This window comes from Xenorhabdus sp. PB61.4 (genome assembly GCF_963894935.1).
GTDB classification, from domain to species: Bacteria; Pseudomonadota; Gammaproteobacteria; order Enterobacterales; family Enterobacteriaceae; genus Xenorhabdus; species Xenorhabdus stockiae.
The window spans coordinates 19,321-40,425 of the sequence record NZ_CAWQJR010000155.1 but is presented as its reverse complement, the minus strand read 5'-3'; the positions used below and the strand labels follow the sequence as shown (position 1 = coordinate 40,425).

Here is a 21,105-nt window from a genome sequence, read left to right as displayed (position 1 = left end):
AAATTATTTATTTTTGAAATTTATTCAGGTTCCTTATGTTATATCTTCGAGCCTATCTTTACCCATTTCCTTCGTCTTTTGAGTTGTCTCTTTTGCTAGCTAAGGCTGCTTATCCCAATCATTCCCGGTTGCCGTAATTTATCCTGAAATGCGTTATGTATAAAACCTTTGCAGTAACATGGTTGTTAATGATAATAATTTTAATTATCATTCGCTAAAATAAAAACATTATTGATGAACCACAGTTAATATCCGGAATTGGAGGGCGATATTCTGGCTTATATAAATTGTCACTCTATAAAGCGTGTCTCTTATGAATAAAAGATGTGGTAATGGATATGAATGAAAGATTTTATTACATGATCTTGCCGTACACCGAAACTGAACTCAGCTCCTGAATTATCTAAGGAAAAATAAGTGGTTACCGTTCAGAGAAATAATCAAAAAATTGAAGAAAATATAATAGAAAATCATTTTGATAACAGGACAAAAAAAGAGTGATTAACACAATTTCTCATCGCAATCATTTAACCAAGAAAAAATTACTTTCAGTCCTAATCCCGCTGCTTATTACAGGGAACAGTACGGCAATAGCGGAAGAAGGACATGAGCAGAATGATAAAATTGTCGTAATAGCAGGAACTCCGGGGCATGAAGGGGTCACTGAAGACAGCGAGATGTACAATACGACTTCAATGGTAACCTCAACCGGCCTGAATTTATCTGCACGTGAAACGCCACAAAGTGTTAGTGTGATGACTAAGCAGTTGATGATAGATGAGAATCTGGACAGTGTGAAAAGTGCCATCGGTAGTATCACAGGCATGACAGTGAATCAGGCTGACAGCGATCGCTTTACCTTTTCGTCAAGGGGAATGACGGTCAGAAATATGTTGCGTGATGGCGTACCAACCTTTTATGACATTCGCTTTAATTACGGTGATAACCTGATGGATACCATCATGTTTGACCGTCTGGAAGTTGTGCGTGGTGCTGCGGGTTTGATGGTGGGGCCGGGTACACCTTCTGCGGCAGTGAATGTGATCCGTAAACGCCCAACCAAAGAATTCCGTGGTGAAGTTACTTTGGAAGGTGGTTCCTGGGATAAATGGCGAACAGGCCTTGATTTATCCAGCTCATTAAATGAAAGCGGCACAATTAGAGGCCGTTTTGTCACAGCTTACCAGCGTTCCAACTCTTTTATTGATCGTGACCAGCACGAGAAATACCCATTCTACGGCATTATTGAAGCTGACTTGACAGCGAATACTCTGCTAACTATTGGTGCTGATTATCAGATTAACCATACCCGTGGCGGAATGTTTGGTGGTTTGCCGATTTATTTTAAAGATGGCAGCAAAACTGACTATAAACGTAGTAACAGTTATGCACCTGATTGGGCATTCTCAAAAGTCCGTTCGTCCTCTGTTTTTACCAGCTTACAACATAAATTCGATAATGGCTGGGGGGTGAAAGGAACCTTTACTTATGACAATAATGCCCTTGATCAAAAAGTATTATGGGCAACGGGTTTTCCTGATCGGGCGACTAATGAGGGAATGTATCCGGGAAATATAACATTGATCGATGGAACCCGACATCAGCGCAATGTTGATTTACAGGTCAATGGTAATTACGGATTACTGGGGCGTATTCATCACGCTAGTTTTGGTTTGAACTACCAAAAACAGAACTTCAGGAATGACTATTACTATGCTCCATGTATGAAGCCGTCTTTTAGCTGTAATAAATATCCACTGGGTGATTTCACTAAGCCTTCATGGGATTATCCTGAGCCAATCTGGAGTGAAACCCGAGATAATGGTTCAGATGGCTACATAGAGCAAACAGCGGGTTATGCGGTTACTCAGCTATCATTAGCCGATCCATTAACGCTGATTCTTGGTGGGCGTATCACAAACTGGAAAACCCGTGGTGATAATTTTGGTACACCGCAGAATGGCACCTACAATAATGAATTTTTGCCATATGGTGGATTAGTTTATAACCTCACTTCCGATTTCTCCGTTTATGGTAGTTATACCAAAATTTTTGAGCCGGAAGGCCGGATTAACCGTGATAACCAACTGCTGAAGCCAGTTACCGGAGAAAATTACGAGTTGGGTCTGAAAGGTGTCGCTTTTGATAACGGTCTTGATTATTCTCTGGCTCTCTTCGAGATCCATCAAAATAATTACACTATCCGTGATAATTCCCCACAGAGACATCCGGCTATTCCAAAGAACTCGGTTGTTTATTCTGTCGTTAATAAAGTAAAAACCCGTGGTTTTGAATCTGAAGTCAGTGGTCAGATTACCGATAACTGGCGTATTTACGCTGGGTACACCCAATTCCGCGCTACATTGCCTGACGGTAAACGTACCAATACAGATAAACCAAACCGTTTGTTCAAGCTATTCACGACTTATACCTTACCTGATGCCCTGAGCGACCTGACTCTTGGTGGTGGTGTTAACTGGCAGGGTAAAACACGGTTGGAGCTTAATAGCCCAGACGGCATACGTGAAGATGGGCAACGTAGCTTTACCACGGTTGATTTGATGGGACGCTACCATTTCACTCCGGATATTTCCCTGACTGTTAATCTGAATAATCTGTTCGACAAAAAATACTACACCTCATTTGGTAGCTACACCCAGTACTACTATGGTGAACCACGTAATGTCTCAGCGACTTTACGTTATAAGTTCTAACTCATTAACGGACAGCGGCGATGCATTTTTATCCATTAATGTTGATACAGAAAATATACACACATTGCAAAATATGGGTCGTCGTACCGTTGGTACTGCTGGCCGGTTTATTGGCAGGTTGTGATAAGCCAGCGCCAGCAGACGCGTTACAGAAAAATACCACTGGCTACCCTAAGACGATTACGACTGAGTTGGGAACTGCGGTAATTAACCAGCCAGCGCAACGCGTTGTAGCGCTGGGAACCGGTACTGAAGATATTTTATTAGATCTTGGCGTTATTCCTGTAGGTGTTGAATCGCATCGCTGGGGTGGTGATGCGGACGGATATTTGCCTTGGTTCAGGGAGGAAGTAGAGCGACGCGGAGCAAAACTCCCCGCGGTTATCGAAATGTATCCGGAGCTGGATATTGAGAAGATCATCAAATTAAAACCGGATCTGGTTCTGGCAACACAATCAGGTATCACACAGGAAAATTATGATCATCTGTCTCATTTTGTGCCTGTCGTTGCCTATCCACATAAACCGTGGCAGACAACACCCCGGCAACAGATCGAACTAGTCGCCCGTGCACTGGATAAAATACCACAGGGAGAAAAGCTCAGTACCGAACTGGATACTATTCTGACTCAGGCAGGAAGTACGATCCCTGATATAGACCGTTATTCTTTTGCATATATCAAAGCAGGAACAACAGGTAACACCTTATCTATTTACGTCAAAAATGATCCACGCGTAGATACCCTTGTCCATCTTGGTTTGTCCTTACTTCCATTGGCTGATTCCCTGACCGCGCCTTTTGGCAGTTTTACAGCCAACATTGGTTTGGAAAATGCGGATTTGCTTAATGATGCAGATATTCTGGTGACTTGGTATAGCAGTGAAAAAGAGCGCCAGCAGACGGAAGCACAACCTTTGTTTCGTTCAATCAGGGCGGTTCGTCAGGGAGGATATATTCCAATGACCGATCAATCTATTGTGATGTCGATGTCTTATGGCTCACCACTGAGCTTGCGTTGGGGACTACCCAAATTTATGCCATTGCTGAAGCAGGAGATAGCAAAACATGAAAAACCCTAAACGGCGTAAGGTTCGTATATTGGGTTTGGCATTGATGGCCTTGCTGACCTGTCTTTGCATTATTGCCAGCCTGAGTCTGGGATCGAAACCAATACCGATGTCAGCAGTCTGGCTGCATTACTGGCAGGGTGATCAGGGCAGCTACTATGATTTAGTCATCAATGCCCGTGAACCGCGTACTCTTATTGGCTTGATGGCCGGAGCCGGATTGGCTCTCGCGGGAGCCGTCACTCAGGGTTTGCTGCGCAATCCGTTGGGGGATCCGGGGTTATTAGGAATTAATGCGGGAGCGGCGGTTGCCGTGGTTTTTTTCTCTTTCATTCCGGCGCTAGAGGGATTCTCCCGTTTTTGGAGTGCATTTATTGGCGCGGGTTTATCAACCTTATTGTTCTATTTACTCAGCGGCGGTGCCCGTAATACTAACCCTGTACGGCTGGTTCTGACAGGTGCGGCTATCAATGCCTGCCTGTTTGCAGTTGTACAGGGAGTGGTATTGATAAATGCACAGGTAATGGACAGTTACCGTTTCTGGACTGTGGGTTCATTAAGTGCGATGTCGCTGAATGAGGCCAGTTTACTGATACCTTACCTGCTAGTGGCGGTTGTATTGACGCTTTCACTCAGTGCTTCATTAAATGTCATGGTTTTTGGGGAGGCAATTGCAGGCGTTCTCGGTGCTAACGTTGCCCGTACCCGTATTCTGTCACTATTAAGCGCCACGATGTTGGCGGCCGGAGCGACAGCAATGGCTGGCCCAATTGCTTTTATTGGTCTGGCAGCACCACATCTGATGCGGGCATGGGTAGGCAGTGATTTTCGTTGGTTGTTGCCTTACAGCCTGTTTGCCGGCCCTTGCCTGTTATTGATATCGGATGTTGTGGGGCGGTTATTAATATCGCCTGAAGAAATCATGGTCGGCATTATTACCGCCTGTATTGGTGCTCCGTTGCTTTATCTGGTTGCTAAAAACCGGACCCAAAAAATTATGGTGGAATAGAGCATGACTCAGATTTATTCACCGAGGCCAATAAGGCAACAAACTGTCAGAACTTTCTCTCTGGGAAGAGCTATATTCATCAGCCCATCATGGCACACGAGTAAGATAATCACGCTCATTCTGTTGTTGCTGGTGGCACTTTTCTATCTTGCTTTAGCATCCGGCAGGGAAGGGATGGATAACCCCTTTCTGGGGACAGGAAACTCCTATCAGGAATTTATTTTATTGCAAATCCGCTTACCCAGAGCATTGTTAGCAATAGGGGCCGGAATGGCTCTGGCACTTTCGGGAGCGCTTTTTCAGCTGACGACCCGTAACACACTTGGTAGTCCGGACATCATTGGTATCAATGCGGGTGCCGCACTGGGAATTATGGTTGCATTGCTTGTCTGGCCTGATGTATTGCCAGTCTCTGTAGGGGCAATATCAGGTGCCGGGCTCGCAGTATTGCTGGTTTATCTCGGTAATGGTGCAGGGCTTGGCAGAATGCAAACAGGTAAAATCGTGATATCCGGCGTGGCCATCGCTGCATTCTGTATGGCAATCGTTGATTTTGCTGTTTCAAATATTCGTGCTGAACAGGCTCAGCAAATACGTGCATTACTGAGTGGTAGCCTTGCCAGCAGGGGATGGCGGGATGTGGCAATTATTAGTGGGTTGGTTGTTTTTACTCCCGTTTTATTTTGGCTGGGCAGGCAATTACGTTATACCCATTTTGGTGACGATATAGCTAATACATTGGGTGTGCCCGTACGCCTTATCCAGATTATCAGTATATTACTGGCTGTCATTTTCGCTGCAATGTCAGTATTAGTTGTCGGCCCCATTTCTTTTATTGCCCTGTCTGCGCCGCAAATTGCCCGTCGGTTAGTCCATGCGAAAGGCGCCGCATTATTTTGCTCAGCTTTAGTTGGGGCTTTACTGATGCTGCTGTCTGATTTTATTACCCTAATCTTACCAACTCCGGCACGTTTGCCTGTTGGTTTAGTGACTGCGGTGATTGGAGGAATTTACTTGATGTATTTACTGTATGCAGAATTAAGGAGAACACGATAATGCCATCGGATGTAAATTCCCCAGAGGCGACTTCGCGGCTTAAAGCCCGGAGTCTTTCACTGGCATACGGTAAAAAAACGATTATTGAAGATATTAACCTTGCAATCCACGATAACGAATTCAGCGTTATTATTGGCCCTAATGGGTGTGGAAAATCGACGTTGCTGCGGGCAATTAGCCGAAGTATGCAGCCACAACAAGGTGAAATTCAACTTGATGGAATAAATATCCATCGTTATAAGCCAAAAGCGGTTGCACGTGAGTTGTCACTGTTAACCCAAGGGGCAATTGTGACGGAAGCGTTGACGATTTATGACCTTGTTTCCCGCGGTCGCTATGCTTATCAGACTTTCCTGCGGCAATGGTCAGAAACAGATGAACGCATTGTCAGAGAAGCCTTACAGGCTGTCGATTTATGGGATATGTCGGAAAAATTTGTCAGCGAACTTTCAGGAGGCCAGCGTCAGCGGGCATGGTTTGCCATGACACTGGCACAGCAAACGCCGATTATTCTGTTGGATGAGCCGACGACTTATCTGGATATTTCCCATCAGATCGAAATGCTTGATTTATGCCAACGCTTACATCAGCAGGGAAAAACATTGGTATTGGTTTTACACGATATTAATTTATCACTGCGCTATGCCACCCGATTAATTATGATGAAGAGTGGCCATATTTATGCGGAAGGAAAGCCTGAAGAAATTATCACGGAGCAGAGCATTGCCGATGTATTTGGTCTGGCATGTCGTATTATCCGTGATCCTGAATCGGATAAGCCATTAATTATTCCGAGATATAATGGAAGGGGGTAGAATGACTCAGATAACGTCAGAAGTAGATGTTAATAATATTGTTAGTTTATTCGACAGCGCATTCAGCCATTTTAATTCATCAATGAAGGTGAATGCAGAAAACATTCCAGAAGGTAGCATGGTATTTCACCAATGGTCGGATGAAAAAGAATTTTTATTATTAATGCAACGTTACCATAATGAGTATTATGCAAATAGTGCTCAGAAGCCGAATAATAAAGGGCTTTATTCTTTATGGGCACAGTGGTATTTCGGCATCGTTGTTCCGCCGATGATGCTAATGTTGCTGGAATACCCTCAAGCGGCAGATGCTGATTATAATCTTTTTCAGGTTGAATTTCATGAAAGCGGCCGGCCTGATATGGTTTACTATCAATTAACCTGGATGGATGAGCCTCTATCCTTACTGGAACGCTATTATGCTTTATTGGATCGTCATATTATTCCGGTCTGTGAAAAGATTGAATCTTATAAAGGAATTAATGGGCGTTTGCTATGGAATAATATTGGTTATGTGATGTATTGGTATTTAAGTAACTTTAAAGAAAGAATGAGTGATGGACAATATGAAATATTGGTCAATAATCTTTTCTTTGAAGCAAAATTACCCGATGGCAGAGATAATCCATTATATCGTACAGTGATATTAAGAAATAACATTATGCAGCGTCGCTGTTGTTGCCAACGGAATAAATTACCGGGAGTAGGGAATTGTCGTGATTGCCCACTTGAAATTGGTTAATAAATAGGAGGTGTTATGCAAGTAATCCATTTCCGGGAAAAACGGATTGAAAAAGATCAATTTCGTGGTCAGGTGGTTAAAAATACGCATTTCTTTAATTGTGATTTCTCATATGCTGATTTAACAGACAGCCAGTTTATTGATTGCTTATTTTATGAATCCAAAAATCAGCTGAGCTGTAATTTTAAACACGCTATTTTGAAAGATGCCAGTTTTAAAAATTGTGACTTATCGATGGTGGATTTCAGATATGCCAATGCACTGGGGATAGAAATTTGTGGATGTCGGTTGCAAGGCGCTGATTTTCGTGGTGTGAGTTTCATGAATATCGTAAGTCCTACAATTCGGTTTTGTTCAGCCTATATCACCAAAAGTAACTTAAGCTATGCAAATTTGTCTGATGTGGTACTCGAAAAATGTGAACTATGGGAAAACCGATGGCATGGCACTCATATTTTAGGGGCAACGTTCAGTGGCTCAGATCTGTCTGGCGGGGAATTTACCGCTTTTGATTGGTGTGCAGCAAACTTTACTCATTGTGATTTGACCAATTCTGTTTTGGGTGAAATTGATATACGGCGAGTGGATTTTCAGGGGGTTAAACTAGAACCCTCTCAGGTTGCAGAGATTATGGAACAGCTTGGTATTATCGTCATTGGCTAGCAGCAGGAAGCATGTCAGGCGGTCAATCACGGCAATACATCCGAAACAGTCTGGCTAAATGCTCCCCGGCGGGGGTTAAATTGGTATCTTTGCGACGAATCAGGCAAAACATGGCTAACGGGAGCTGTTCTTTAAGATCTAGGGCGACAAATTGCTGATGAAACAGTGCATCATCTGCTAAATCGACAGCGACAATGGTCACAAAATCACTTTTGGCGACTAGGCTCATGCAAGACGTTAATGTTTCGCATGTGACGCTGAAGACAGGAGGCCTCTCCATTAATGAAAGCCTTTCAAACAATTGGCGATAATAAGTGCCTTTTGGTGTTGGCATGGTCCAGTCGCAATCAGATAACTCTTCTAAAGAAGTTGCATGCTCTTTGGGGTGCCCTTTACGCACAATCACTTTGTACTCTTTTTCCATCAATTTCTCAAAGCTGAGGTCTGCATCCGTGCTATCGGGATAATAGGTATTCACAGAGAAATCCAGTTCACCTTGCCTGAGTTGGGGTAACATAGCCAATAATTGCCCTTCAACAATACGTAATTTGACAGTGGGGTAATTGCGATGAAATTGTGTAATGATTTGTGGCATGATTGTGCGGACAATGCAGCCAGCAACACCAATATTGATGACACCACCGAGTAAGCCAATACGTTGCTGAATATCTTCCTGAGCAATTCTCAACTCTTCAAGTATCAAGCTGGCACGTGATAAAAAACTTTGCCCGCACTCTGTTAAATGAATACCCTGATTACTGCGTATAAATAATTTTGCCCCCAGTGAATCCTCCAATTCACGAATCGATTTCGTTAAAGCAGGTTGCGAAAGCGACAGGGTTCGGCTTGCAGCTCGAATACTGCCATAGCGGCTAATTTCAACAAAAGCCCGTAACTGATTGAGTTTTATTGGCATCACTATTTTCTCTTTTGCGATAACTATTAGTTATATAGATGAAGTTAATTGTATCTCATTGAAGCTGAGCTTCTTGTCTACATTAATTAAAACAGACTACTGATGTGATAACTAAAAGAGATAGTAATATGCAAACTTTATTGAATGAATCTATTCGGCAAATCACCGGACAACTACAAAACTGGCGTCGTGATTTTCACCATTTCGCTGAGTCAGGCTGGGTTGAATTCAGAACTGCGACCCTTGTTGCTGATGAGCTACACCGGTTAGGTTATAGCCTGAAAATGGGGAAGGAGGTGATTAAAGCCGATGCGAGAATGGGGCTGCCTTCAGTACATACATTACAGGAGCAAGAACAGCGAGCCATCCAACAGGGCGCGAAGGTAGAATGGTTGCCGCATTTTTCCGGTGGTTTTACTGGCATTGTCGCAACACTGGATACCGGAAAAGCAGGCCCCACACTGGCATTCCGGGTTGATATGGATGCACTTGATTTGAATGAAGATCAGACTCATGTTCATCGCCCTCATGCTGAAGATTTTTCTTCCTGTAATGCGCATATGATGCATGCCTGCGGCCATGATGGTCACACAGCTATCGGGCTGGGACTCGCGCGTATATTGAAACAATATCAAGAGCGGCTCACAGGAAAAATCAAACTGATATTTCAGCCCGCAGAAGAAGGGACAAGAGGGGCAAAATCAATGGTCGAAGCCGGGGTTGTTGATGATGTTGATTTTTTTATCGCCATTCATATTGGTCTCGGTATACCTATGGGTGAATTAGTTTGTGGTAATGATAGTTTTCTGGCAACGACCAAAATTGATGTCACTTATCGCGGGGCTGCTTCTCATGCGGGCGGAAAGCCGGAAGAAGGAAAAAACGCTTTGTTGGCTGCGGCTCAGGCTACGGTAGGACTGCATGCAATTTCTCATCACAGCAAAGGTATTTCGCGCATTAATGTTGGTGTATTACAGGCTGGTACTGGTCGTAATGTGATTCCTGATTATGCATTAATGAAAGTGGAAACCCGTGGTGAAACGAATGAAATCAACGAATTTATCTACGGTCATGCCCTCGGTGTTATCGAAGGCGCAGCAAAAATGCAGAATGTGGAGTATGAAATCGAGCTAATGGGGGCAGCGCAAAGTAGTAAACCCAGTCCGGCATGGGTCGATTTTATTTATCAGCAGGCTCAACAGCATGTCCCTGAGCTTTCATCTGTTGTTAAAAGCGGTCGTCAATCCGTAGGTTCAGAAGATGCAACTTATTTTATGGAGCGGGTTAAAGCAAACGGAGGTTTGGCTTCTTACCTTATTTTCGGTACTGAACTTAGTGCAGGCCATCATCATGGGCAGTTTGATTTTAATGAAGATGTACTGGCAATTGCAGTGAAGACACTGGCAACAATCACCATTCACCTACCTGATTTTGACGCTCAGCGTCACCAATAACGCTTATTAGGCTTGTCTGTTCAGGGCAAACCTGCATCCAGCCATAACCGCATACAACATCACAATGTCAGCAAATGTAGAGGAAAAACTATGAATCAGGCCTCTCTATCTGTAAATAAGAGTCCGGGATATATTTTGGGATGGATTGAAAAAGTAGGAAATAAAATTCCGAATCCTTTTGTTTTATTTATCTATCTGATTGCCGTGTTAATGATTGCGACCGCTATTTTATCCTGGTTTGATTTGGCGGTAAAAAACCCGATAGATGGAGAAATGGTCAGGGTTAAAAATTTACTCAGTGCTGAGGGAATACAATGGATTTTGCCTAATATTGTAAAAAATTTCAGTAGCTTTACCCCTCTCGGAGCTATTCTGGCGCTGGTCATTGGTGCCGGGCTGGCTGACAAAGTCGGTTTGTTAAGAGCTCTGATGTATAAAATGGCGATGGGTATCAATAAACGTTATGCCAGTTATATGGTGTTGTTTATCGCCTTTTTTAGCCATATTTCGTCGGATGCTGCACTTGTTGTGATGCCACCGTTGGGAGCACTGATGTTTATTGCTGTTGGGCGACATCCAGTGGCAGGATTACTGGCAGCAATTGCGGGGGTAGGATCAGGATTTACGGCAAATCTCTTGATTGTCACAACCGATGTTTTGCTGTCTGGCATTAGCACTGAAGCGGCTAAAATGTTTGATCCTAACCTGCATGTCAGTGTCATTGATAATTGGTATTTTATGGCAACATCCGTGATTGTACTGACGATTGCGGGAGCAATTCTGACGGATAAGTTTATTGAGCCACGTTTACCTGCCTGGGAAGGAAATAGCGAGGAAAAACTAGAAAAACTCACGCCACAACAAAATCGCGGATTGTTAATGACCGGACTGTCTGCCCTGATTTTCATCGCTATTGTTGGGTTGCTGGTGATTCCTGAAAATGCGTTGTTGCGGGATCCTCTGACGGGTTCAGTCCTTCCGTCACCTTTTATAAAAGGGATTGTGCCGCTGATTATTCTGTTTTTCTTTGTCGTTTCTATTACATATGGTGTTTTTACCCAGCAAATAAAAACACCTAACGATATTCCGGAGTTGCTCGTTGACCCGATGAAAAGCATGGCGGGTTTCATTGTGATGGTTTTCCCTTTGGCTCAGTTTGTTGCTTTCTTTAATTGGAGTCATATGGGGAAATTTATGGCCATTGGTATTACTGGCCTGCTGGAAACACTGGGGCTGACTGGCGCGCCTGCTTTTATCGGACTGATGTTTTTATCTTCCTTTTTGTGCATGTTTATTGCGAGTGGTTCAGCCATTTGGTCGATTCTTGCGCCTATCTTTGTGCCGATGTTTATTTTGCTTGGCTTTCATCCTGCTTTTGCGCAGATCATCTTTCGTATTTCTGATTCTGCTGTATTCCCTTTGGCACCGATGTCACCTTTTCTGCCTCTCTTTTTAGGATTTCTCCAGCGTTATTATAAAAATGCCCGCTTAGGCACTTACTATACGCTGGTACTGCCTTATCCTCTGGTATTTTTTATCGTCTGGATGTTGTTGCTTATCGGATGGTATTTTGCCGGATTACCTATCGGACCGGGTATTTATCCAATATTAAATTAATGACTAATATGTAGTGGTTCTAACTTAATCTGATCTCCATTGAGAGGCTTTGTCCTCTCATTTATCCTCAGTAAAATAACCCTCCCAATCTATTTATTCCTGTTATTCCAGAGTTCGGCAAAGAGTAATTATTCATTTTTTATATAGGGTATTTTATTTTAAATGGCGTGTTTATTTTGAACGGGTATTTTTTTTTGAAAGTATGATTTGTTTTTAATGGGGCGATATATTTTAAAGTCTGCAATATTGCAGGGTTTATTTATATTACGCCTTGTTGTTGTTAATAAATGCTATCCAGACGTTATCAAAACACTCATTATTATTTATGCCCACATTCATTTCGTGAGTTATTCCTCTGGTTTTCGATGTGATAGCTATTTTATTACGCCTGTTTCTAAATTTTACTGTCGTGGTTTGAAGCATGACTCACACTTAATAAAGAATATAAAAGTATATGAGGAAGGTGGTATGTTCTTAAGTAAAGAATCGTTCAGTGACGAGGAGTGGAACGATCCTAAGTTTCAGTTACGTAACTTAATTAAAACATCTGAAGGGCTGGAAAAATGGGTGGCATTAACTGACGGAGAAAGAAAAGCCATAGAGGCTGTTAAAGGAAAATATCTGTGGCAGAGCACTCCGTATTACGCTTCGCTTATGGACAAGCATGATGAGAATTGCCCCATTCGATTACAGACTATTCCTCATTTAAGAGAAATGAACGTAGCGGAAAATTCTGATAATGATCCGGTAGGAGATACAGCCAACCTCAAAACAGCCAGAGTAGTACATAAATATCCGAATAGAATTGTTTTACTGGTTTCGGATACTTGCCCTGTCTATTGTCGCCATTGTACGCGAAAGTTTCATACCACAGATGTCAGTGGCACCTATTTTGGTTCTGATCTTGCCGCATCTTATGAAGAAGACTTCGCTTATATTGAGAGCCATCCCGAAATTGATGATGTTCTGCTGACGGGCGGTGATCCCTTAATACATTATGACAAGTTTCTTGAAGCGATTATTAAGAGGCTGAGGAGCATCAGTCACATTAATATTATCCGTATCGGAACCCGTTATCCCGTATTTGCTCCTCAAAGAGTGACAGAAAAATTCTGCCAGATGCTGGAAAAGTACCATCCTATCTGGGTTAACACACATTTTAATCATCCGAAAGAAGTGACCGAAGAAGCGGCTGCTGCCTGTGATCGATTATTGCGACATGGCATCCCTGTGCAAAACCAGTCCGTTTTATTAAAAGGGATCAACGACGATGTAGAAACGATGCGGTCACTACTCAAGGCGCTTTTGAGGATCAGGGTTCGTCCTTATTACTTGTACCATTGCGATAACGTATCCGGTGTTTCTCACTTCATGACCACTCTGGAGAAGGGACAGGAAATTATGGATGCGATGGTAGGGTTCGAGACCGGTTTTAGCGTGCCGCAGTATGTCGTTACAACGACATTAGGCAAATTACCGGTTAACCGGGCACATGTTACCGCTCATGAAGATGGTCGTGTAACGGCGAGGAATTATAAACAGGATTCTTTGGATATTACTGAATATATCAAACCGCCCTCAGATTTGAATGATTATCCCTCTGAATATCGTAATAGTGAAATTATTCCCTCTAAGACTGTCGATTTATAAAAAGAGCGATCTGTAGGCTATCGGTTTTTAAAACGAAAGATTAAGCATTGTTATATTAATTAACTGAGATATTCATAATGATACAAGAGAATCCTTTTTCATCCCGCATTGCTGGTAGAGCAAAGAATATTAATGCCTCAGTAACGGTAGGGCTGGCAGATATCGTTGCTAAATTGAAAAGTGAAGGTCGTGACATTATTGGATTGAATGAAGGTGAGCTGGATTTCAGTACCGGGGCTACGATTGTTAATGAGACCATCCGGGCATTGATAGATGGCAGGACACGTTATAGCTGGCTCAACGGTGAACCTGAATTAAGAGAGAAAATCTGCCAAAAAGTATTTGAAGATAACCGGATTAAAGCGACGCCTGAAAATGTCATCGTAACCAATGGCTCCAAACAAGTTATTTATGAAATCTTACAGACAGTCATTAATCCCGGTGATGAAGTCATTATTCCCGTGCCCTGTTGGGCAACATATCTTGAAGCAGTCAAATTAGCCGGTGGGAAAGCGGTATTAATTGAAAATATTGGTGTTGATCTGGATGTTGAAAAAATAAAGCAGGCCATTACCGAAAATACCAAACTTATCATTATCAATACGCCAAATAATCCGACCGGAGCTGTTTACTCGAAAGCTGCATTACAGACCCTGTGCCAAATCGTCAAAGAAAAACAGATTTTCATGTTATCTGATGAAGCCTATGAACAAATTGTCTTTGATGGTGAACATCATAGTCTGGCTGCCATTGATGACAATGAATACATCATCACGGTGCAAACATTTTCAAAAAGCTTTGCCATGACGGGCTACCGTATTGGTTACATGATAGCTCACCCTGAACTAATCAACAGAGTCTCTGACCTGCATGGTCATATGACCGATAATGTTTGCACTTTTGCCCAGTATGGTGCAATTGCCTCGCTCGAAATGCCCAAAGATTTTTATCAGGAAAGGTTAGAGATACTCAAACAACGCCGGGATCGGGCATACCGATATACCCGCGAGCTTTTCGATTGTGAGCTTCCTGCCGGTGCATTTTATCTGTTCCCCAATGTTGAAAAATACCTCAATGATCGTTGTCGTGATGCCACTCAATTCTGTGAATATCTGCTCACTCATGCAGGGGTAGCCCTGATCCCGGCAGAAGCCTGTCTGTATCGTGGACACGTACGAGTTTCTTTTGCTGCGCCCATGGATGCCATTGAGCAGGGGTTTGAACGGATCGCAAATGTATTGCGCTATACACAATGAATTTCAGGATGCATCGCGGCGGCAAGGGAGAGAATTCCCGGTCACATAGATATCTATGCGACCGGGGTGAGCGAGCGCAGCCAACAAAGAGGCAGCTTGAAAGACGAAGTGTATAATTGATAACCATAAGGATTAACAAGAATGAATCAGGCGATATATTCCATTGAATTATCTCATTCAGAAGTTGATGAGATTCAGGCACTCATCGGAAATTTACAAGAACGTTATCACTCTACTGATGATCAGGCATTTGTTCACAGCTTGCCTGAATGGGTCGAGTCATTACCCACCCGATTACGTATTGAAGTCAAAAAATTCCGCCATCAGGGTTACCCGCTAGCTGTTATAAAGGGATACCCTGATATGTCCGAGTCGATGGGGGCAACACCGAACCATTGGAAGGACGTTTCCAATACAAACGGTCATTATGATTACTACTGCTGTTTGATGTCGAGCTTATGCGGTGACGTTGTCGGTTTTTCCGATTTACAAAACGGAAAACTGGTGCAGGAGATCTTCCCAATCCAGCAAGACGCCGGAAAGCAATTAGGTACGGGTTCTGTCGATCTATTACTGCATACCGAAGATACCTCACTGGACTATCGTGCAGATTATCTCGGTTTTATGTGTATTCGTAATATTTACCGAATCCCTACCAGCGTATCAGTTCCCGATTTTTCCAAACTTAGTGAAAAAACCGTCACTATTCTCAAGAAAAACAAATTCCGTATTTTTAACGATCGTCCGTGTTTGTCAAAAGAAGAGCGGGATGAAAATTATACGGTTTGTCCTGTCCTGACGGGCAGCGGCGATCATATTCATATGCGCTATGACCCTCTGTATATGGATAAAGCCGCGTTGGATACCGAAGAACTTGAGGCGGTGGCTGAACTGGAGGCATTAGCTGAGTCGGCGGTATTTGATCTGGTTTTAAGCCCCGGTGAAATTGCCTTTATCGATAATTACCGCTGTGCTCATGGCCGCAAAGCGTACCAACCCAGATATGACGGCACTGATCGCTGGTTGAAGCGTACCCAGATTTTAACGAGATTACGGGATTTTAAACACTTGTCGTTACCCGGCCGCATCAACGTGTTGCCTTAAGTTTTTACCTTAAGTATGGGCACTGAGGGGAATTTTTGCTGCCTGAAATCTTGATGTATTTGAGTGATCTTTTTTATTTGGTTTAAGAGTATGCGTAAACACAATCAAAATGCAGGAGCAGATCGTTTTGTTGAGCAATGGCGTGTCTGCCTTCAGGGACTTGATACTGATAATGTCCTTATTCTGGCGTTACTGAAAAAAGCACTCAGCGATATTGATGCAATACGGTTTAACGACTTGCAATCCGGGCGTCAGCTAAGCTGGCGCCAATTACTGTGCAGTATTGCCCGCATTTATCGTTATTTGCATGAATTGAACGTTACTCGTGGTCAGCGGGTGGTGACAATTTCCCATAATTGCTGGGAATTACTGGCTATTGAATTCGCCTGTCAGCTTAAAGGTGCTATTTATGCGCCGGTATACGCCAATTATTCTGAGGAGATGATGACTTACTGTCTGTCATTGGCAGAACCCGCATTAGTCATCACGGAAAAGGTATCCCTTGCACAGACGCTGGCTCAGCATAGCCCGTGGCAGGTGATGACACTGGAACAGGCCGGACCGTTCCCTGATTTTGCCGGTATTGACAGGGAAACTGACCTGATCAGCCCGGATAAAGCCGTCAGCGATGAAGCTATCGGAGAGGCGTTACTCAGGGCTATTACGACAGACTTACAGGCCACGCGGGCAGAACAGGCATTCTGTTTGATGTTTACTTCCGGTTCCAGTGGTAAACCAAAAGGTGTGCTGCTCAGTCAGAACAATATTCTGTCACAGCAGCAGGCTCTGCAAACATTATGGCATTTCGATGGCCCGCAATCTTTTCTCAGTTACCTGCCATGGCATCACAGCTTTGGTGGATTATTTGAAAAATACACGGCTATTTTCAGTCAGGCGATGTTACATATTGATAATAGCCGGGGCATGGATATTGACCGGATGTGCACTAATCTGAGTCAGTTAAAACCGACACGTTTTTTCAGTGTACCCAAGATACTGACAGTCGTTGCCAACAAAATGAAACATTCCGGGGCTTTTTACCGGGCAGTGGCACCGACATTGCAGATGATCTTCTCTGCTGCCTCCAAATTGCCTCCGGATATCGAAGACTATTTTAAGCAATGTGGCATCTACGTTGCTGAGGGCTGGGGGCTGACGGAAACCAGCCCATGCCTGACACTTAAAGGCCCGGGCTATGAAGAACACAACAGCGTAGGCCGCCCTTTACCCAATGTCATTCTCAGTATTGATGAAGATAGCGGGGAGATTTTGGCAAAAGGGCCGAATGTGATGCTGGGCTATTATGCCGATGAAGCCGCTAACCAGCGTTGCTTCAGTCAGGGATGGTTCAGAACAGGCGATCTCGGCAAGATGATCAAGGGTGAACTTGTGCTTCTGGGGCGGTTAGATTCGGTCAAAAAACTGTCTAATGGCGAAAAGGTCTCCAGTGATGCCATTGAACAAAGTTTGTTTGAGAAAACCGATATTATCAACCATGCCATTATTGATATTGAACAACGCCCCTACGCTACGGCTTTATTGTTTATTAACCCTGAGCTTTGTCGCCAGCGATTTGGCGAGAATTGCACACTACAACACTCATCCCGCTTGCAGGAGCATATTGCTGAAGTGGTACAACAGCATAATCAGCAGGTGGAGGATAGTTCGTTTAAATTGATTGCGGTGGCGGTCACTGAAACCTCACTGTCTCTGGAGAAAGGGGAAGTCACACCGTCATTTAAAGTGTCGCAGCGTACTGTACGCGAGAATTATCAGGCTGTGCGTGATGCCTTATACGATATCAGTCAGCCTTTCCATCTGAATCCGGCATGTCATTCATTCCTGAAAATTACCGAAAATCACATTGTTTCATCCGTTATTCCTCAAGAGGCTGTGCCAATACAGAGAATTAACTGGGAAACATTTGTTCGCATCATTGGTCAGGTGCGGGGGCAGAAACTGGCCGAAGATGATGTACAACGTTCTTTAATGGATCTGGGTTATAACTCCGTGACCATCGTCCAATTGGCTGACAGTTTAAGTCAGGCTATGGGCCATGCGGTGACTGAAGTCGTGTTGTTCTCCGCTTCGTCAATTCATCAGCTTTGGCAGAGGCTGGCAGTACCTACAGTAAAAACATCCTCAGTAAAAACAATAGATGAAAGCCTTTCGCACACTGAGGCTACAATATCACTGCCGTCTGAACAAAATAATGCTGAAGTAGCGATTATCGGCTATGCCGGACGTTTTCCCGGCGCAGAAGATTGCGATCAGTTGTGGGAAAATCTGCTGGCAGGAAAAAGCCAGTTCAGCCGCTGCCCGGAAGATCGTCCTTTTATGGCATCGCTATTAGCCGAGTTTGAGGCGAATAGTATCCAGTTGAGCGGGGCGTTTTGCGACGATATTCGTCAGTTCAATCATAGTTTCTTCCAGATTACGCCTAAAGATGCCCGGCTGATGGACCCTCAGCACCGATTATTGCTGATGGTAACATGGGAAGCTATTGAGCAGGCTAATCTGAGCCTGAATGATCTGAAAGAAAGCCGAACCGGTGTATTTGTTGGTATCAGCCAGAATGGTTATCGACAGTTGCTACAGGATTATCTCACGGAGACAGGGGAAGAGGGATATCCGAGCAGTGCAATCAACAATCAGAACAGCGTATGCGCTAATCGACTATCGTACTTTTTGGATTTGAGAGGGCCTTCGTTAACGGTCGATACTTTGTGTTCATCATCGCTGGTGGCATTGCATCAGGCACGTTTGAGTATTGAACGGGGCGAATGCGATACCGCTATTGTGGCGGGGGTACACCTACAGCTGGATATGGCCCATTTCAGGGAAATGCAGCAATTGAGCGTATTATCCCATGATGGCATATGCCGCCCTTTTGACGCTAAGGCAAACGGAACCGTTCTGGGCGAAGGGGCTGGCGTAGTAATCCTTAAACGTCAAGATCTTGCCATCCGTGATAACAACGATATTAAAGCCAGTTTGCTGGCTTCTGAGATTTATCATGGTGGTCGTAGTAATGGCATCACAGCCCCCGATCCGCTTGCACAGCAACAGTTGCTGGAACAGTGTTGGGCAAATGCTGATGTGAAGGCGAGTGATATCGGTTATTTCGAAACTCACGGTACGGGCACTCATCTGGGCGATCCCATCGAAATGGCGGGTATCCATGCCTGTTTTCACGCTCAAAAAGCGCAGACTCCCTGCTATTTAGGCGCTATCAAAGCTAATATCGGGCATCTTGAAGCTGCGGCGGGTATTGCCGGATTAATCAAACTATTACTGATTGATAAACACAGAATCGCGCCGCCAGTGGCAGGATTCAGCGAGCTGAACCCACGGATCACGCTGGCCGAAGGACAACTGGCGATCCCGACTACCGTCCAGCCGCTTGCCCCCGAAAAAACGTGTCTGGCCGTCAGTGCATTTGGCATGGGAGGAACAGGGGCGCATGTGGTGATCAAAAGCCCCCGTAAAAGTCAAAAAAGGCTTGCTGAGACAGAGCCGGAAAACCAGACGTTACCTTGCGTACTGAGCGGATACGATCAGGCACACCTGAAGGCGTTTGCCTGCCGATTATTGGCGGATGTGCAGCAACATATCAAACAAAAGCAATTTGTGCTTAGAGACTTTTGCCAGACACTGGCTCAACGGACGGTATTGCCGGTTGTTTGTACACTGGTGGTCAATAGTGCTGAACAATTGGTTGAGCAGTTATCCGCAGTATCCAGAGGCGAAATAATAGGTTATCGCGCCAGTGAACATGGCCCATCAATTGCTGATACCACGGTTGATAAAACAACGATGGCATTAGTTTTTGCCGGACAGGGAACTCAATCGGTAGCAATGGCGGCTCAGTTGTATCGTCATAATGTGCAATTTGCCCAGTGGATTGATCAGATTGATCAATTATGTTCGGAGATAGCACATGAAAGTGGGCAACTCAAGGTGGAGGTCAGACAACTTCTGATTGAGCCGGTAGACGAGCAGATAATCAACCGCACTGAGTTTGCTCAGGTTATTTTGTTTGCCTTCGAATATGCGCTCTATCAGTGCTTGCGTCCTGCCATTGGACGCATTGATATTCTGCTTGGTCACAGTCTTGGTGAGTATGTGGCGGCCTGTATCGCCAATGTATTTTCCCTGAAAGAAGGGCTGAGGATCATCATCAAGCGCGCTCAATTAATGGAAGCCAGCGATCCCCGTGGTGCAATGATGATGGTGAATGGTTCGGCGGAGCAGGTCAGTGAGCTGATAGAACACGCTGAGCTGACTATTGCCGCAGAAAACAGCGAAACCAACACTATTATCAGCGGCACACGTGATGCGCTGGAGCATTTCCGGCAAAAACTGGAACAGCATGAGCTCCATGCCCGGTTTATCAATACTAACCGGGCATTTCATTCTCCGATGATGGGGAAGGCAGCTCAGGAATTTGGGGCGTTTCTCGCTGATATTCCGCTTAAAGTGGCAGAAGTGCCGATTTTGTCGAATCTGACAGGACAACCGGAAACAGCGTGTTTTGCTACAGTCGAATACTGGCAGCAGCACATGTTAGGCCGTGTCCTGTTCCGGCGTAATCTGGAGAATTTAGTGGCGATGTCTGGGCTGAAGATCATTGAGATTGGGCCTAAAAGTATGCTCAGCGTATGGTTGTCGGAGAAACAACCGCAACACTTTGCCTCCGCTTATAGTCCCTCCCGGAACAGCCAGCAACTCAATTATTGCGATTTATTGGCGGTATTAGCCAGCGACTGTTTATCCGGCTCACCGAGAGAATGGCTGACAATGTATTCCCCGTTCACATTTAATCCCGCCTTATTGCCGGCCAGAAAACTACTGACAGAAACGTGTTGGTTTACGGAATACACCGCCACGTTAGCGAATGGCGCAAGACAACAGAAACAGCCTGAAGAATATGAGCAGGGCAATCTGATCGATCATGAACCTTTCTTCATCATGCAGCAGCAAATTGACTGTATGAACGCCATTTTCCAAGCCCAATTAGAACTTATGAAGGGAAAGTAACG

The 21,105-nt window shown here is 44.3% G+C and carries 14 protein-coding genes; 13 read left to right on the top strand and 1 reads right to left on the bottom strand.

The genetic code is table 11. The features are described from left to right. The first annotated feature begins 557 nt into the window (after window positions 1–557). The 7 genes from AACX68_RS10125 to AACX68_RS10095 are packed head-to-tail and all read left to right on the top strand — an operon-like array spanning window position 558 to window position 8,066. Window positions 558–2,714 (top strand): TonB-dependent siderophore receptor, encoded by a 2,157-nt coding sequence (locus AACX68_RS10125; protein ID WP_370630287.1) that lies wholly within the window; start codon window positions 558–560, stop codon window positions 2,712–2,714. Window positions 2,715–2,734: 20 nt separating this feature from the next. Further along, window positions 2,735–3,793 carry an iron-siderophore ABC transporter substrate-binding protein gene (locus AACX68_RS10120; RefSeq protein ID WP_228859036.1) on the top strand — a complete coding sequence of 353 codons (1,059 nt, stop codon included), beginning with the start codon at window positions 2,735–2,737 and terminating at the stop codon, window positions 3,791–3,793. After that, the gene (locus tag AACX68_RS10115) at window positions 3,780–4,790 is read left to right on the top strand and encodes a FecCD family ABC transporter permease (RefSeq protein WP_228859035.1); all 1,011 of its coding nucleotides are present in this window, start codon (window positions 3,780–3,782) and stop codon (window positions 4,788–4,790) included. Before AACX68_RS10120 ends, AACX68_RS10115 begins: the two co-directional genes overlap by 14 nt. A 3-nt stretch (window positions 4,791–4,793) precedes the next feature. Further along, window positions 4,794–5,846, top strand: coding sequence for a FecCD family ABC transporter permease (locus AACX68_RS10110; protein ID WP_228859034.1), 1,053 nt, complete (start codon window positions 4,794–4,796; stop codon window positions 5,844–5,846). Then, window positions 5,846–6,661, top strand: a complete 816-nt coding sequence (locus AACX68_RS10105; RefSeq protein WP_228859033.1) for an ABC transporter ATP-binding protein — start codon at window positions 5,846–5,848, stop codon at window positions 6,659–6,661. The genes AACX68_RS10110 and AACX68_RS10105 overlap by 1 nt, the downstream gene beginning before the upstream one ends. 1 nt (window position 6,662) lies before the next feature. Next, window positions 6,663–7,403 (top strand): siderophore-iron reductase FhuF, encoded by a 741-nt coding sequence (gene fhuF, locus AACX68_RS10100; RefSeq protein WP_228859032.1) that lies wholly within the window; start codon window positions 6,663–6,665, stop codon window positions 7,401–7,403. A gap of 15 nt (window positions 7,404–7,418) precedes the next feature. Continuing rightward, a complete protein-coding gene (locus AACX68_RS10095) occupies window positions 7,419–8,066 on the top strand; it encodes a Qnr family pentapeptide repeat protein (protein ID WP_228859031.1) in 648 nt (215 codons plus the stop codon). A 22-nt stretch (window positions 8,067–8,088) separates the two neighbouring features. Here AACX68_RS10095 and AACX68_RS10090 read toward each other — a convergent pair whose 3' ends face one another. Next, window positions 8,089–8,982: a LysR family transcriptional regulator gene (locus AACX68_RS10090; RefSeq protein ID WP_228859038.1), complete on the bottom strand. Its 894-nt coding sequence runs from the start codon at window positions 8,980–8,982 to the stop codon at window positions 8,089–8,091. Window positions 8,983–9,110: 128 nt separating this feature from the next. Between AACX68_RS10090 and AACX68_RS10085 the strand changes: the two genes are divergently transcribed. From AACX68_RS10085 to AACX68_RS10060, 6 genes are all read left to right on the top strand, one after another. After that, the gene (locus AACX68_RS10085) at window positions 9,111–10,436 is read left to right on the top strand and encodes a M20 family metallo-hydrolase (protein WP_228859030.1); all 1,326 of its coding nucleotides are present in this window, start codon (window positions 9,111–9,113) and stop codon (window positions 10,434–10,436) included. 90 nt (window positions 10,437–10,526) lie between these two features. Beyond that, entirely contained in the window at window positions 10,527–12,053 is a 1,527-nt protein-coding gene (gene abgT / locus AACX68_RS10080) for a p-aminobenzoyl-glutamate transporter (RefSeq protein ID WP_228859029.1), read from the top strand. A 468-nt stretch (window positions 12,054–12,521) separates the two neighbouring features. Continuing rightward, window positions 12,522–13,703 carry an arginine 2,3-aminomutase gene (gene blsG / locus AACX68_RS10075; protein WP_099121668.1) on the top strand — a complete coding sequence of 394 codons (1,182 nt, stop codon included), beginning with the start codon at window positions 12,522–12,524 and terminating at the stop codon, window positions 13,701–13,703. Between the two features lie 77 nt (window positions 13,704–13,780). Then, on the top strand, window positions 13,781–14,959 hold the full coding sequence (locus tag AACX68_RS10070) for a pyridoxal phosphate-dependent aminotransferase (protein WP_228859028.1): 1,179 nt from the start codon (window positions 13,781–13,783) through the stop codon (window positions 14,957–14,959). A gap of 141 nt (window positions 14,960–15,100) precedes the next feature. Then, window positions 15,101–16,063, top strand: a complete 963-nt coding sequence (locus AACX68_RS10065; RefSeq protein WP_228859027.1) for a TauD/TfdA family dioxygenase — start codon at window positions 15,101–15,103, stop codon at window positions 16,061–16,063. Window positions 16,064–16,153: 90 nt separating this feature from the next. Further along, window positions 16,154–21,103, top strand: a complete 4,950-nt coding sequence (locus AACX68_RS10060) for a type I polyketide synthase (RefSeq protein WP_228859026.1) — start codon at window positions 16,154–16,156, stop codon at window positions 21,101–21,103. The last annotated feature ends 2 nt before the right edge of the window (window positions 21,104–21,105 follow it).